Below are 15227 nucleotides of genomic sequence, written 5' to 3'. Positions count from 1 at the left end.
CCTTTAATCAATAATGATGCGTTCCAGGAACTCCAAGGCAAACTCGTCCATAGCCTTGAAGTCTGTATGGGTGGCTCGGTATTGGTAACTGACTGCAAGCCCATGGAACATCCGCCTCGCTACCCACGAGATACCCATCTGGCTGATGGCAACGCTTTCCCCATCTGAGCCGCTGAAGTGAAGGCTTGTATATCCTCCTCTCTTGTAAATGAAGAGGCCGTTTTCTTCGCGGGTAGGGGTGAGCCCTTCGAATGACCCAATGACGCTATATCCGACGTCCACTTCCTTTAGCCAAAACAGCATGTATCGATCCCCGATTGCGTTCGGGACGACTTTGGCCGAGGGAAATTCAACAGTCATCTCTAACAGCGCCAAAGGGCTGGGATCTATCGTACGGCACTCTTCGGTATTCAAGTTAAGACGTGTGAGTCGCGATGACTTTCCGTCTATGTCAGGTGTGCAGTCGGCCAGTGCCAGTTGCTGGTATAAAATGATTAGCGCCGCCATCGACAATTTAATGGTATGCAGCATCCATGCTCCTTATTTGTCTTCAGTTATGGGGAAGGTTTGCTTAAGAAAATTCAGTACAATGTCGTCCACACCTCGGAGGTCTGAGCATGTTATCGAATATTTATAATTGACTATGTACGTATGAAATTTCCTGTGCCCTATCCAGATGTTATCTAATTTACTGACATACAGGTCCTGGCCATCTGAGCCAGTGAATCGGTACCGACTGACTTTCCCGTCCTCATAGATCTTCATGCCTTGCTCTTCTTGAGTCGGGATCGCGCTATCGAAGATCGCCAGCAAATCATGGTTTTGGTCTGCTTCGACAATGTGCACCCTGACGTCGGGATGGCCCACGGTTTCCGGTGCGTCCCATTCCAGCGGGTAGCCGATTGTCATCGCGACGCTGGGGTAACCGATGCGCTCGCTACGAGGGCAATTCTCCTCCCGAACGTTCAAGTGTTGCGCGCGAGAGGTTCGGTGATCGTTTTCCGCTGCCCAGCCGGCTTCAATGCCTTGGAAAGAAAACGTCAATAGTGCAGCGTAAATTTTCACAAGAATATTCATGTAACTTCCCTTTACATTTGTACTGCGTTCACGCAAATCCTATTTTGTTTGTTGTTACTGCGGTGAGGAAATAACCGATTACTGCTTCAGGTCGCCCGAGAAGGCGACCTATATAAGGGGGAGGGTTATAACAATTCGTGTTAACAGGCTCTGAAGAGAGTCCTATGCTTTCAAGTGCCTCTGAACAATTTGGAGATTGCCATACAGTTTTTCGAAAAAACGGATTCTAATATGACAAGGAGTTACACATGCTCCAACGGAGTGTCGTCAGTCGTCGGTCGTGTTGGTACAGTCCAGTTTTCCCGGCCTTCGATTTACAATTCGTTCACACACGTCTCACAGTATTTTGACTGGATCAGGCCGAAGCTACCTGCGCCCGTACTGTTGTGATCATTGAGCATGTTGAAACCCTCCGTTGTTGCCGTACTTTTCATTTCACTTTTGGGCTTGCTGGTGGTCGACCGATCAGAGGCAGACGAACTTGGCGAGCCTCGACCTGCGGAATGGGCGCAGCCAGTGGAAAAGGACTACAACCTCTACCAGATGTCCCCCACGCTCTACCGCAGCTCCCTGCCGGACGGCGGGGCGGTGCCCTTGCTGACGAAGCTCAGGATCGGCACGGTCATCACCTTCCTGCCGGAGTCGGACAAGCGCTGGCTGTCCACCCCCGGCATCGAGCAGGTGCAGTTGCCCTATCGCACCAATCACGTCGATGACAGCGACATACTCAGGGCCTTGCGCGCCGTCAAGGCGGCCGAAGCCAAGGGGCCGGTGCTGATGCACTGCAAGCACGGCTCGGACCGCACCGGGCTGGTGGCCGCCATGTACCGGGTGGTGGTCCAGGGCTGGAGCAAAGAAGATGCCCTGAACGAAATGACGGAGGGCGGCTTCGGTGACAGCCATCACTTCAAGGATGGCGTTCGCTACATGATGCAGGCCGATGTGGAAAAACTTCGCACGGCATTGGCGAACGGCGACTGCAGCACCAGCGTGTTTGCCCTGTGCTCCCTGGAAAGCTGGGTCAATTCAACGACGACGGCGCGACACCTCGATCCTCAGGTTTTGCAGCCGGAGCATTGACCGGCGGTGTGCCGATAAAGGCGGCGATGGATTCGGACAGTGGCCGCGAGTCGCCCGGACCAAACACGGTTTCGCGCAGCGCCCGGCCTGTCGCCGGGTTGAACAGGCCGTCGCGCTTGAACCGCTCGAGCACGCTGAGGGCCCATTCCTTCGACCAGGCATAGGCGTAAATCTTCGCCGCATAACCGGTCACCATATAGTCCAGGCCATTGGGCCAGCGTTCGTTCACGAACACAGGCAGATGCCCCGTGTGCGCGTTGACCTGGTCGAACACCTGCTGGACGCTACGGCCATCGCCGTGGGTTCGATGCAGCTCCATGTCGAATAACGCATTGCGCAACAGCACGGCGGTTTCCCAACTGGCCTGAGTATTGGCGAAGGTCAGCAGTTGATCGGCGACCTTCTCCGGCATCGCCGCACCGGTTTGGTAGTGCTTCGACACGCGGACCAGGCATGGCTTGGAGAAGCACCATTGTTCCAACAGCATGCCGGCAAACTCGGACGTATCGCGGGATAGATCGGTGATGCCCGAAATCTCGCGGTACTCGGCCCGGGTCAACAGATGATGCAGGCAATGGCCGAACTCATGAAACAGAATGCGCAACTGCAGGTGGTCGAGCACGGCTGGCTGGGCTCCCGAGCCGCGCGGCAGCCATCCGTGCAGGATCGCGATAGGGTAACGGGGCCGGCCTTCGGCGGTGATGGAGCGGTTTCGCAGGGTGGTGGTATTGGGGTAGCCGTTGCGGTTCGCGTCGTCGAACGGATCGAAATACAGGTAGCCGATGAGCTGATCCCATTCACGAACTTCGAAAAGCCGCACCTCCGGATGCCAGGTGGCAACCTCCTGACGTTCGATGAAATCCACCCCGAACAGCTCCGTTGCGATCAGCAGCAGTTGTGTAAATGTCGATGCCAAGGGAAACCAGGCACTGAGCGCATGTCGGGAGGTTCCCGCCGCCTGCTGGCGAAGCTTTTCCGTCAGGTACGGATAGTCCCAAGGTTGCAGCTCGCTGAAACCCTGCAGGCGGGCAAAGGCCTTGAGCTGTTCGGTTTCTTTGGCAAAAGCGCTTTGGTGCAGGGCGAGTTGCCCGCGCAAGAATGTCGTGACCTGCTCGGCCGATTCGGCTTGTTCTGGCTCGAGCGCCATTTGGGCGAAATTCGCGTAGCCGAGTGCTGTCGCGTACTGGTGTCGATCATCGAGCAATTGCTGGAGAACCTTGCCGTTATCGAACTGGCCGGCGTGGGGCCCCTGGTCCGATGCGCGGGTGCTGTAGGCCACGTACAGTGCTTGGCGCAAAAGGCGATTGTCGGCGTAGCCCGTGACAATGCCAAAAGACTCATCGCTGAGGGCCAGCCGCCATCCGGTGTGCCCGGCCTCGCGCGCCTGGCGGGCCATCTGCTGCTTGAAGGCCGATGGCAGGCCGCTCAACTCGCTTTCATTGTCGAAGGTTTTGCTCCAGGCGTTATTGGCCTTGTGCAGGTTCTCCAGAAACAGCTGTTCGGCCCCTTTGATGCGGCGCTTCAAGGCGTCCAGGTCGGGTCGCGACGTGTGCGCCAGACTGTTCTGGCGAAATTGTCGGAGGATTTTTTCCAGGACGCGTGTGCGCGCCGGTTCGAAATGCTGGGCGATCTGGCTGTCTGCCAGGCGCTGATAAAGTTGGAACAGTTCCGGATGCTGCCTCAGCCAGCGCTGGAAATCATGCAGCCGCTCCGTGCAGTCCAGTGAAGCCTGCGCCCACGCGTCCCCGCTCCGGGCCGAGGCCAGAAGGTCCAGCAAGGCGTCGAAACCTTCCAGCCGTGTATGGATTTCATCCATGGCCAGCACCAGGTCGTCCCACGTGGGAAACGCTGCCTGGGTCTTGATGATATGGGCGACTTGGGCGCGGCTCTCGGCCAGGATCCGGTCGAGGGCCGGTGAGAAATGCCTGGCTTGAATCCGGGCGAAAGGGGGCAGGTCGTGGGCCTGCAACAGCGGGTTGTCAGCGTGGGGCATGGAAGCCTTCCTGTCAGTGGACTTGATGAACAAGTCTGGGCAGGAAGGCCTTAAGCCCTGCGGTATATATGTACCGCTTCCGGGCCGGGCGGCCCGGAAGGTGATGCCGCAGATGTCAGTCGGTTTTTTTCTTCAACTTGGGGTTGGGGAAAAACTGCACCGCCTGGACATTGGCGTCCGGCGCCTTGGGCGCCGGGGTATTGACCCGGGTGCCCAATTCCTTGGGCACTGACAGGCCTTGCTCGTTGAGTGTGTCGGAATAACCGCAGGCCACACATTCACGGTGCGGTACACCGTCTTCGTTCCACATCATCAATTTATCCGGCTCGCTGCAGGCCGGGCAGACCGCCCCGGCGATAAAGCGTCGCTTGGTAATCACAGGTCCCTCACTCATGCTGCCGCGTCCTCGGTCAGGCCGCTGTGGCGCAAGAGTGCGTCAATCGACGGTTCACGGCCACGGAAGTCGACGAACAGCACCATCGGCTCCTGGGAACCGCCGCGGGCCAAGATCGCCTCGCGGAAGGCGCGACCGGTGTCGGCGTTGAGCACCCCGTCCTCTTCGAACTTGGAGAATGCATCGGCTGATAGCACTTCCGCCCACTTGTAGCTGTAATAGCCCGCCGCGTAACCGCCCGCGAAGATGTGGGCGAAGCTGTTAGGGAAACGGTTGTAGGCCGGCGGACGCATGACCGACACCTCGTCGCGCACGCCTTCGAGCACTTGCGCCACGCTGCGGCCGTCACCGTGAGTGGCGTGCAGCTCGAAGTCGAACAGCGAGAACTCCAGTTGGCGAACCATCATCAGGCCGGACTGGAAGTTTTTCGCCGCGAGCATTTTTTCCAGCAGGTCCTGGGGCAACGGTTCGCCGGTTTCGTAGTGGCCGGAAATCAGCGCCAGGCCTTCGGGTTCCCAGCACCAGTTTTCCATGAACTGGCTCGGCAGCTCCACCGCATCCCAGGCCACGCCGTTGATGCCGGACACGCCGGCGTGTTCGACGCGGGTCAGCAAGTGGTGCAGGCCATGGCCGAACTCGTGGAACAGGGTGGTGACTTCATCGTGGGTCAACAGCGCCGGTTTGCCACTGTCGGCCGGGGTGAAGTTGCACACCAGGTTGGCCACCGGGCTCTGCAGGACGCCTTCGAAGGTGCGACGACGGTCGCGGGCGCCATCCATCCAGGCGCCGCCACGCTTGTTGGCGCGGGCGTAGAGGTCGAAGAAGAAGCGGCCGACGTGCTGGCCGTTTTCCTTGATTTCGAACAGGCGCACGTCCGGGTGCCAGCTGTCGAAGCCTTTCAGTTCGGCGATTTCGATGCCGTACAGACGCTGGACGATGGCGAACAGGCCGCTCAGGACCTTGTCGATCGGGAAATAGGCGCGCAGGGCTTCCTGGGCCACGCTGTAACGCTGCTGGCGCAGTTTTTCACCGTAGAAGCCGCTGTCCCAGCTTTGCAAGTCGGGGCAGCCCTGTTCGGCGGCGAAGGCCTTGAGCTGTTCCAGGTCCTGGGCCGCGAACGGCTTGCTGCGCTTGGCCAGGTCGCGCAGGAAACTGAGCACCTGGTCGCTGGATTCGGCCATCTTGGTCGCCAGGCTCAACTCGGCGAAGTTGGCGAAACCGAGCAATTGGGCCAGTTCCTGGCGCAGGTCGAGGATCTGTTCCATCACCGGGCCGTTGTCGTTCTGGCCGGCGTTCGGGCCCTGGTCGGAGGCGCGGGTGCAGTAGGCGGCGTAGACTTCTTCGCGCAGGGCGCGGTCTTCGGCGTAGGTCATCACTGCGTAATAGCTGGGGAATTCCAGATTGATCAGCCAGCCGTCCAGCTCCTTGGCCTGGGCAGCGGCGGCCATTTGCGCCTTGGCCGAGTCGGTCAGGCCAGCGAGGGCGGCTTCGTCAGTGATGTGCTTGGTCCAGGCCTGGGTCGCGTCCAGCAGTTGATTGGAGAAGCGGCTGCCCAGCTCGGACAGTTTGCTCTGCACCTCGGCGTAACGCTTCTGCTGCTCCGGTGGCAGGTCGATACCCGACAGGCGGAAGTCACGCAGGGAATGTTCCAGGATGGTTTTCTGCGCCACGTCGAAACCCGCGGCTTCAGGGCTGCTCGCCAAGGCTTCGAAGGCCTGGAACAGCTCGCGGTTCTGGCCCAGTTCGGTGGAGTAGGCACTCAGTGCCGGCAGGCAGGCCTCGTAGGCTTCGCGCAGTTCCGGGCTGTTGCGCACGGCGTTCAAATGACTGACCGGGCTCCAGGCGGCGCCCAGGCGATCATTGAGCTCGTCCATCGCCAATACCAGGCCGGCCCAGGTAGGCTGGCTGCCCTGGGTCTTGAGAATTTCAGCGATGGCGGCACGGTTGTCAGCCAGGATCTGCTCGATGGCCGGTTGCACGTGCTCGGCACGGATCGCCGAGAATGGCGGCAGGTCATAGGATTGCAAAAGAGGGTTGTTCACGCTCACGGTTGACACCTTGGCTGGAAGAAACATGGGCCCATCTTAATTACAATCGACGTTCACCGCAGCTAGCAGCGCCTATCACCGGATAAGAGAGAGCCTATCGTGACCCTTCGCACGTACCAGAACCACAGCCCGCAGTTAGCCCGTGGCGCTTTTGTCGACAGCACCGCGGTGGTGATCGGCGACGTCGAAATCGGCGAAGACAGCTCCGTCTGGCCGCTGACGGTCATTCGCGGCGACATGCACCGCATCCGCATCGGCGCCCGCACCAGTGTCCAGGACGGCTGCGTGCTGCACATCACCCATGCCGGGCCGTTCAATCCCGAGGGCTTCCCATTGCTGATCGGCGACGACGTGACCATCGCCCACAAAGTCATGCTCCATGGCTGCTCCGTGGGCAGCCGGATCCTGATCGGCATGGGCAGCATCGTCATGGACGGCGCGGTGGTCGAAGATGATGTGATCATCGGTGCCGGCAGCCTGGTACCGCCGGGCAAACGTCTGGAAAGCGGCTTTTTATATGTGGGCAGTCCGGTGAAGCAGGCCAGGCCGCTGACGGACAAGGAGCGCGCTTTCTTCACCTACAGCGCGGCGAACTACGTGAAGCTCAAGGACCTGCATCTGGCCGAAGGCTACGACCAGCCACAATCCTGACCGACCTGCCCGGGACCCTGTGGCGAGGGGATTTATCCCCGCTGGGCTGCGCAGCAGCCCTCTGAGGTGTGTCAGGTTGGATAGTTTTCAGCCTGATCGGGGCTGCTTCGCACCCCAGCGGGGATAAATCCCCTCGCCACAAAAGCATTCGAGCCCGTCCATTACTCTGGAACTGACATGCATTACCAAACCGTACTCTTCGACCTTGACGGCACCCTCACCGACCCCCGCGAAGGCATCACCCGTTCGATCCAGTTCGCCTTGAGCAAGCTGGGCATTGACGAGCCCGACCTGAGCCGCCTCGAGCATTTCATCGGCCCGCCGCTGTTGCAGGCCTTCATGCGGTTTTACGACTTCGACGAAGCGAAGGCCTGGGAGGCGGTGAATTTCTATCGCGAGCGCTTCAAGGTCACTGGCCTATACGAAAATCGCGTCTTCGACGGCGTGATGCCACTGCTGGAAACCTTGGGCGGCCAAGGGCGCCAGTTGTACATCGCCACCTCCAAACCCTGGGTCTTCGCCCGGGAAATCGCCCGCCACTTCGACTTCGCCCGGCACTTCAAGGTGATCTACGGCAGCGAACTGGACGGCACCCGCACCAACAAAATCGAGCTGATCGCCCACCTGCTGGCCGAAGAAGGCCTCGACCCGGCCAGCACCCTGATGATTGGCGACCGCAAACACGACCTGATCGGCGCCCGCAGCAACGGCCTGGATGCGGCAGCGGTCGGGTACGGGTTTGGCAGTCATGAAGAACTCAGCGCCGAGGGCCCGGCGTATCACTTCGATACGGTGGATGCGTTGCATCAGGCGTTTTTGCGGCGCTGACTGGGCCTCAAGGCGCACACCATCTGTGGCGAGGGAGCTTGCTCCCGCTCGGCGGCGCAGCCGTCGTAATTCGGCTGATGCGGTTTGTCTGTGGGACTGCGCTGACCATCTTTGGGACGGCTTCGCCGTCCAGCGGGAGCAAGCCCCCTCGCCACAGTACTAGCCATATCCCGGTCCCCCCAAGTATTGGAAAGCGACGGTTCAAGGCCTGAACTGGCTGGGCGCCACGCCGCTCCAGCGCACGAAGGCGTGGCGGAAGCTGGCGGTTTCGCTGAAGCCCAGTCGTTCGGCGATTCGATAGATCGGCAATTGATCCTCGCAGAGCATCTGCTTGGCCCGTTCGAAGCGCAGTTCGTCCAGCAGTTCCTGGTAGTTGCAGCCCAGGTCCTTGAGGTGGCGTCGCAAGGTGCGCGCCGAGCAGTTCATTTGTTCGGCCAGGCCTTCCAGCCCGGGGGCGGCGTTCAGTTGGGCGTCGAGCAACTGGCGGATCCGTCCCAGCCAGGCCTGGCGTCCGGTGAATTCGGTGTTCTGTCGGCGGCAACGTTCGGCCATGGCGTGATGGGTGACGGGGTCGGCCAGGGGCAAGGGTTGGTCGAGCCAGTGACGGTCGAAGGCGAACGCGTTATCGACGCTGTCGAAGCGCACCGGGCACATGAAGAGCTCGGCGTAGCGCGCCTGGTAATCGGGCGCCGGATGTTCGAAGCGTGCCGCACGCAAGGGCAGTGCATGACCGAGGAGGTCGTTACAGATGACCCTCAGCGAAACCATGCAGAACTCGGCATTGAACACCGCCAGGGCCGGATTCTCCCGATAATCGCTGGCGCTGAACCAGATGTACTGGCCGTCATCGTCCAGGTTCAGTTCGAAGAGTGTTCCCAATAGCGCCGGATAGCGCAGCGCCAGGCGCAAGGCGTCACCTAAGGTGGCACTGGTCAGCAGCGCATAGCCGAGCATGCCGTAGGACGAAACGTGCATGCGCAGGCCCAATTCCAGGCCGATGTCGCGCTTGAGGGCCACTGCGTTGGCGCAGACCTGCATCTCCTGGTTGGTGGTGATGCGCGTATCGGCCCGGCTCAGGTCCGCCGCGCTGATGCCGCTGCCGGCCAACAAGGCATCGCTGGGCAAGCCTTCGCTTTTGAAGGTGCTCAGTACCAGTGAGACGGCGTTGAGGGTGGTGAGGTGGGAATGAAGCATGTCCGTTTCCAGCCTGGGGAAGCTGGAAACGGAGCAAGTTATATGCCTGACTTCGCAAGGGCGTGCCGCTTTTGTGGCGAGGGGGTCAGATAAGCTCGCCGCACAGATCCAGCTCTACCAGCCGCCGCACCTCTTCCACCGGCAGACCGGCGCCAATCAAAGCCTGCAACTTGCCGAACGCGGCTTCGCGGGTCATGCCGCCGCCGGAGAGCACGCCAACGCCACGCAAGCGATTGCCAGCCTCGTAAACGTCCAGCTCGACGCCCCCTTCATGGCATTGGGTCACCGCCACGATGACCACACCGCTGTCCCGCGCCCGCTCGAGGCTGGCGAGGAAGGCCGGGTTGTCGCTCGGCCCGGTGCCGCTGCCGTAGCATTCCAGCACCAGGCCCTGGATGCCGCTGCCCAGCAGGCCGTCCAGGATCTCGGCGCTGATGCCTGGAAACAGCGGTAGCGCCGCGATGTTCGCCAGTTGCTTGGGCTGGTTGTAATTCAACTGCGCCGGCAGCGAGGAGGCTTTGAGGCCGCCACCCTGACGTTCGAGGCGCTTGAACGGGTGACGGCCAAAGCTGCGCACTTTCGCACAACGGGTTGGCGCCAGCAGTTCACCATGGAAGTACAGATGCACACCCGGCGCCAGGCCTTGGCCGAGAGCGACCAGGGCACCGCTGAGGTTTTCCCAGGCGTCACTGTCGGTCACGCCGGCAGGCAGCATGGAGCCGGTGAAGCAGACCCGCGCATGCAGGCCCAGCAGTTGGAAACTCATCGCCGCGGCGCTGTAGGCCAGGGTGTCGGTGCCATGCAGGATCAGTACGCTGTCACAGCCCTGCACGTCCACGGCATCGACCACCGCTTCGCGCAGTTGCTGCCAGTAGGCCGGTGTCATGTTGGCGCTATCGATCAGCGGCGACATTTCCCGGAAGCGCCATTGCGGGACGACTAGTTCAGGTTGGCTGTGCAGGTAATCGCGCATCCGCGCTTCGAAACCGGATGCCGGGGCCAGGCCGTGGGCGCTGGCTTGCATGCCGATGGTGCCGCCGGTGTAGAGCACCATGACGTGCTGGGCGGCAGGGTAGGTCGAGCCATTCATGGGGGTGTTCTCCGAGGACGAAAACGGCAGCGTGGGTTAGCTGCCACAACATAAGGTCGAGCATGACGCCGACCTTAGGTTGTGTCACGCCGGACGCAGGGGATGCGTCCGGTTTTTACAAACAGCTTTTACCGATCAGCGTTGCGCTGCGGTCGCGCCAGCAACAGCGGCGTCAGGTTTGGCAACCGGCGTCGAGGGGCTGGCAGGCCAAGCCTTGCGGTCCAGATCCAGGTCCGGGAACTTGCTGGAATCGAACACAGGGGTCTTGATGCCGGCCGAACGCTGGTCATCGTAGTCACGCAGGATGCGCATGCCGACCTTGAACAGCAGGAACAGCGCGATCAGGTTCACGAACGCCAGCAGGGTCATGGTGATGTCGGCGAAGGCGAACACGGTGCTGAGGTTTTCGATGGCGCCCCAGAAAATCAGGACCAGGACCAGTGCGCGGTAGGCGATCAGGGCCTTGCGGTTTTCACCCAGCATGAAGCGCAGGTTGTTCTCGCCCAGGTAGTAGTTGTAGAGGATCGAGGTGAAGACGAACAGCGCCAGGGCTACAGAGATGAACATCCGGCCCCAGTCACCCACGACGGCCGCCAGGGAGTTCTGGGTCAGGGCAATGCCATCGCCTTCGAAACCTGGGGTGTAGAAGCCCGACAGCAGGATCAGCAGCGCGGTGCAGGTGCAGATCACGAAGGTGTCCAGGAACACGCTGAACGCCTGTACCACACCCTGGGCAACCGGGTGTTCGACCGACGCGACAGCAGCGACGTTAGGCGCACTGCCCAGGCCGGCTTCGTTGGCGAACACGCCACGCTTGACGCCCATGACGATGGCACTGCCGATCAGGCCGCCAAAGGCCTGGTCCAGGCCGAAGGCGCTCTTGACGATAGTCGCCAGCATGGCCGGTACGTGGTCGAATTGCAGCACGATCACGTAGATGGTCACGGCGATGTACGCCAGGGTCTTGACCGGTACCAGCAGGTCGGCGACCTTGGCGATACGCTTGATCCCGCCAATGAACACCAGGCCCAGCAGCACCGCCAGGCCTATGCCGGTGTAGGTGGTGTCGAAACCGAAGGCGTTGTTCAGCGAGTGGGTGACGGCATGGGCTTGCAGGCCGTTGAAGGCGAAGCCGAAGGTAACCAGCAGCAGGAACGCCATGATCATGCCCAACCAGCGCTTCTGCAGGCCGTGCTGGATGTAATAGGACGGGCCGCCGCGGAACTGGCCTTCGGAGTCGCAGCGCTTGTAGAGCTGGCCGAGGGAGCATTCGAAGAAGCTGCTGGACATGCCGACCAGCGCGGTCACCCACATCCAGAACACCGCACCAGGACCGCCGAGGGTCACGGCGATACCGACACCGGCGATGTTGCCCGCGCCGACACGACCGGCCAGGCTGAGCATCAGGGCCTGGAAGGAACTGAGCTGGTCAGTGCTGCTTTTCAGGCTGTCACGGAACACCGTGAACATATGAAAGAAATGACGGAACTGGACGAAACGCGAGCGGATCGTGAAATAGCTCCCGAGCCCGACAATGAGCACGATCAGCACTTTCCCTGAGAGGAAGTCGTTGATGACTTCAAGCATGAGTATTCCTCGCTGTTTTTTGTTTAAGCAAATGCTGGCCATTTGGAAATATCGCGTTACATCGGTCGGCGCGCGGCACAACAGGTGAGGCGATGTTTCGTCCCGGTCCATTTTCGCGGGTTTGTTATTAGTTCGGTTTTCGCATGTTTAAGGATCTCGCTGCAGACGACCGCTCATGCGAAGAGGGGCGGCACTATACCTATCAGTGCGGTGCCCGTCTGCACAGTTGTGGTGCGTCCGACGAAGCGAACCCTTTGAAACACCTGGCCTTTCGGTCAGGTTATTGTGGGAACGAGCCTGCTCGCGTTGGCTGGCGACGCGGTTTACAACGGGCAGCGTGTCGTCGTTTATCGCGAGTAGGTTCCTTCCCACAGGTCCAGTCATCCTTTGCTGCTATCCATTAAAAAAAGGGCTTGGGGAAGATCCCCAAGCCCTCAAAAGGTGAGAGGTGTCTAGTCCCTCGACCTGGTGAGCGGTGGTCGTGTCGATCACGCTTTGAGCGGGACCAGACGCGGAGCAATCATGTTTTCCGGGCGCAGGATGTCGTCGAGCATGGCGTCGTCGAGCAAGCCTTCTTCGCGCACCAGTTCCAGCACGCCGCGGCCACTTTCCAGGGCAACACGGGCGATGCGGGTGGCGTTTTCGTAGCCGATGTACGGGTTCAGGGCGGTGACCAGGCCGATCGAATGCTCGACCAGTTCACGGCAGCGCGCTTCGTTGGCGGTGATACCGACGATGCAGTGCTCGCGCAGCATGTCCATGGCCCGTTGCAGCAGGCGGATCGAGTCGAAGATCTTGAAGGCGATCAGCGGCTCCATCACGTTCAGTTGCAGTTGGCCGCCTTCGGCCGCGATGGTCAGGGCCAAGTCGTTGCCGATGATCTGGAACGCCACCTGGTTGACCGCTTCCGGGATCACCGGGTTGACCTTGCCGGGCATGATCGAGCTGCCTGGCTGGCGGGCCGGCAGGTTGATTTCGTTGATGCCGGTGCGTGGGCCGCTGGACAGCAGGCGCAGGTCGTTGCAGATCTTCGACAGCTTGACCGCGGTGCGCTTGAGCATGCCGGAGAACAGCACGAAGGCGCCCATGTCAGAGGTGGCTTCGATCAGGTCCGCGGCCGGAACCAGCGGCTGGCCGCTGATGGTTGCCAGGCGCTGCACGGCCAGGGCCTGGTAGCGCGGGTCGGCGTTGATGCCGGTGCCGATGGCGGTGCCGCCCAGGTTCACTTCGGTGAGCAGCTCAGGCGCCAGGGTTTTCAGGCGTGCCAGGTCTTCGCTCAGGGTGGTGGCGAAGGCGCGGAATTCCTGGCCGAGGGTCATCGGCACGGCGTCTTGCAGCTGGGTGCGGCCCATTTTCAGGACGTGGCTGAATTCTTCACCTTTGGCCGCGAACGCCTGGATCAGGCTGTCGAGGCTGGCCAGCAACGCGTCGTGGCCCAGCAGCAGACCCAGGCGGATCGCGGTCGGGTAGGCGTCGTTGGTGGACTGCGCCATGTTCACGTCGTTGTTGGGGTGCAGGTACTGGTACTCGCCTTTCTGGTGGCCCATGGCCTCCAGTGCGATGTTGGCGATGACTTCGTTGGCATTCATGTTGGTCGACGTGCCGGCGCCGCCCTGGATCATGTCCACCACGAATTCTTCGTGGAAATCGCCGCGGATCAATCGTGCACAGGCTTCACTGATGGCTGCGTGCTTGGCTTCGCTGAGCTGGCCCAGTTCGCGGTTGGCGTCAGCGGCGGCCTGTTTGACCATGGCCAGGCCGACCACCAGCTTAGGGTAATGCGAGATCGGGACGCCAGAGAGACGGAAGTTGTTTACCGCTCGCAGGGTCTGGATGCCGTAATACGCTTGCGCTGGTACTTCGAGTACGCCAAGCAGATCTTTTTCTGTGCGGAATGATGCAGCGGAGGACATGATGGAAATCATCTCGATAAGGACCCGGTCTGAGCCGGAACGCTGCGAATCCTAGGCTCTCGAAAAAAATAGGGCCAATGCTGTTAAGCACTGGCCTATGCATATTCGGCATAATGTCGGTGTGACGTCGGCGGTGCGACGAACGTGTGACCTGTTTTGGTGCGTTTAAGGGAGGCGTGATGAATCTTGAAAGCAAATGGCTTGAGGACTTCAGTGCCCTGGCCGCCACCCGCAGTTTCTCCCAGGCGGCCGAGCGGCGTTTCGTCACGCAACCGGCCTTCAGTCGGCGAATCCGCAGCCTCGAGGCGGCGCTGGGGCTGACCCTGGTCAACCGTTCGCGCACGCCCGTCGAGCTGACGGCGGCGGGGCAGTTGTTCCTGGTGACGGCGCGCACGGTGGTCGAGCAACTGGGTGAAGTGTTGCGCCATTTGCATCACCTGGAGGGCGGGCAGGGCGAAGTCATACAAGTGGCGGCCGCCCACTCCCTGGCGCTGGGCTTCTTCCCGCGTTGGATCGCCCAACTGCGCAACGAAGGGATGAACATCGCCACGCGGCTGGTGGCGACCAACGTCGGCGATGCCGTCCATGCCTTGCGTGAAGGGGGCTGCGACCTGATGCTGGCCTTCTACGATCCGGATTCGGCCATGCAAATGGACCCGGAAATCTTCCCGTCGCTGCACCTGGGCCAGACCGAGATGCTGCCGGTGTGCGCCGCCGGTGCCGATGGCAAGCCGCTGTTCGACCTTGAAGGCGAGGCCAGCGTGCCGCTGCTGGCCTACAGCGCCGGCGCCTTCCTCGGGCGCTCGGTCAACCAGTTGTTGCGCCAGCGGGCGTTGCGGTTCACCACGATCTACGAGACGGCAATGGCCGACAGCCTCAAAAGCATGGCCCTGGAAGGCCTGGGCATCGCCTGGGTGCCTCACCTGAGCGTACGCGCCGAACTGGCCCGGGGCGAACTGGTGATCTGCGGTGGGACACAATGGCACGTGCCTCTGGAGATCCGCCTGTACCGCTGCGCCCTGGTGCGCAAGGCCAATGTGCGGTTGTTGTGGCGCAAGCTCGAAGGTGGCGTGGCGCAGGGTGTGGCCGGATCCTGAAGACAACGCGGATCCCCTGTGGTGCGGGCTTGAGGCTACCTCAACTCAACAGCACTTGGGCCCACCCTTGCCACCGTAACCAACAGCGCAATCAAGCCAGGCAACTACCCTGTGGCGAGGGAGCTTGCTCCCGCTCGGCTGCGCAGCAGTCGCAGAACCGGCTGATACGGTCGGCCTGAAGGACCGCCGGGGCCTGCTTCGCACGCCAGCGGGAGCAAGCTCTCTCGCCACAAGGGATCTGTGGCGTATGCAAATCTTGAGAACACCCAAAATAA

13 protein-coding genes are annotated in these 15227 nt (G+C 61.1%); 4 read left to right on the top strand and 9 right to left on the bottom strand.

Annotation, left to right across the window (positions count from 1 at the left end; genetic code table 11):
- Positions 1–3: 3 nt before the first annotated feature.
- Positions 4–531 (bottom strand): hypothetical protein, encoded by a 528-nt coding sequence (locus tag BT116_RS23905; RefSeq protein WP_072347584.1) that lies wholly within the window; start codon positions 529–531, stop codon positions 4–6.
- Positions 532–540: 9 nt separating this feature from the next.
- Positions 541–1077 (bottom strand): hypothetical protein, encoded by a 537-nt coding sequence (locus BT116_RS23900; protein WP_072347582.1) that lies wholly within the window; start codon positions 1075–1077, stop codon positions 541–543.
- A gap of 399 nt (positions 1078–1476) precedes the next feature.
- Here BT116_RS23900 and BT116_RS23895 point away from each other — a divergent pair, with 399 nt between their 5' ends.
- Positions 1477–2157, top strand: coding sequence for a phosphatase domain-containing protein (locus BT116_RS23895; RefSeq protein ID WP_072347580.1), 681 nt, complete (start codon positions 1477–1479; stop codon positions 2155–2157).
- Here the strand turns inward: BT116_RS23895 and BT116_RS23890 are convergent.
- The 3 genes from BT116_RS23890 to prlC all read right to left on the bottom strand — a co-directional run bounded on the left by BT116_RS23890 (position 2099) and on the right by prlC (position 6619).
- Positions 2099–4150 (bottom strand): M3 family metallopeptidase, encoded by a 2052-nt coding sequence (locus BT116_RS23890; protein ID WP_072347578.1) that lies wholly within the window; start codon positions 4148–4150, stop codon positions 2099–2101. The genes BT116_RS23895 and BT116_RS23890 overlap by 59 nt on opposite strands.
- 115 nt (positions 4151–4265) lie before the next feature.
- Positions 4266–4544 (bottom strand): YheV family putative zinc ribbon protein, encoded by a 279-nt coding sequence (locus tag BT116_RS23885; protein WP_072347576.1) that lies wholly within the window; start codon positions 4542–4544, stop codon positions 4266–4268.
- A complete protein-coding gene (gene prlC, locus BT116_RS23880; protein WP_170845979.1) occupies positions 4541–6619 on the bottom strand; it encodes an oligopeptidase A in 2079 nt (692 codons plus the stop codon). The genes BT116_RS23885 and prlC overlap by 4 nt, the downstream gene beginning before the upstream one ends.
- Before the next feature lie 72 nt (positions 6620–6691).
- Between prlC and BT116_RS23875 the strand changes: the two genes are divergently transcribed.
- On the top strand, positions 6692–7243 hold the full coding sequence (locus BT116_RS23875; protein ID WP_063323560.1) for a gamma carbonic anhydrase family protein: 552 nt from the start codon (positions 6692–6694) through the stop codon (positions 7241–7243).
- Between the two features lie 177 nt (positions 7244–7420).
- On the top strand, positions 7421–8071 hold the full coding sequence (locus tag BT116_RS23870; protein ID WP_072347574.1) for an HAD family hydrolase: 651 nt from the start codon (positions 7421–7423) through the stop codon (positions 8069–8071).
- A gap of 201 nt (positions 8072–8272) precedes the next feature.
- Here the strand turns inward: BT116_RS23870 and BT116_RS23865 are convergent, their stop codons facing one another.
- From BT116_RS23865 to aspA, 4 genes are all read right to left on the bottom strand, one after another.
- Complete coding sequence (locus BT116_RS23865) at positions 8273–9265, bottom strand: AraC family transcriptional regulator (RefSeq protein WP_072347572.1); 993 nt, start codon at positions 9263–9265, stop codon at positions 8273–8275.
- An 85-nt stretch (positions 9266–9350) separates the two neighbouring features.
- A complete protein-coding gene (locus BT116_RS23860; RefSeq protein WP_072347570.1) occupies positions 9351–10355 on the bottom strand; it encodes an asparaginase in 1005 nt (334 codons plus the stop codon).
- 135 nt (positions 10356–10490) lie between these two features.
- Positions 10491–11942, bottom strand: a complete 1452-nt coding sequence (locus tag BT116_RS23855; protein WP_072347568.1) for an alanine/glycine:cation symporter family protein — start codon at positions 11940–11942, stop codon at positions 10491–10493.
- A 488-nt stretch (positions 11943–12430) separates the two neighbouring features.
- A complete protein-coding gene (gene aspA, locus BT116_RS23850) occupies positions 12431–13855 on the bottom strand; it encodes an aspartate ammonia-lyase (protein ID WP_003196363.1) in 1425 nt (474 codons plus the stop codon).
- Positions 13856–14034: 179 nt separating this feature from the next.
- Here aspA and BT116_RS23845 point away from each other — a divergent pair, with 179 nt between their 5' ends.
- Positions 14035–14952 carry a LysR substrate-binding domain-containing protein gene (locus BT116_RS23845; RefSeq protein ID WP_072347566.1) on the top strand — a complete coding sequence of 306 codons (918 nt, stop codon included), beginning with the start codon at positions 14035–14037 and terminating at the stop codon, positions 14950–14952.
- Positions 14953–15227: the final 275 nt, after the last annotated feature.

This window comes from Pseudomonas sp. NFACC16-2 (genome assembly GCF_900119205.1).
GTDB classification, from domain to species: Bacteria; Pseudomonadota; Gammaproteobacteria; order Pseudomonadales; family Pseudomonadaceae; genus Aquipseudomonas; species Aquipseudomonas fluorescens_Q.
The sequence above is the reverse complement of the archived record's forward strand: the minus strand, read 5'-3'. Positions and strand labels throughout refer to the sequence as shown.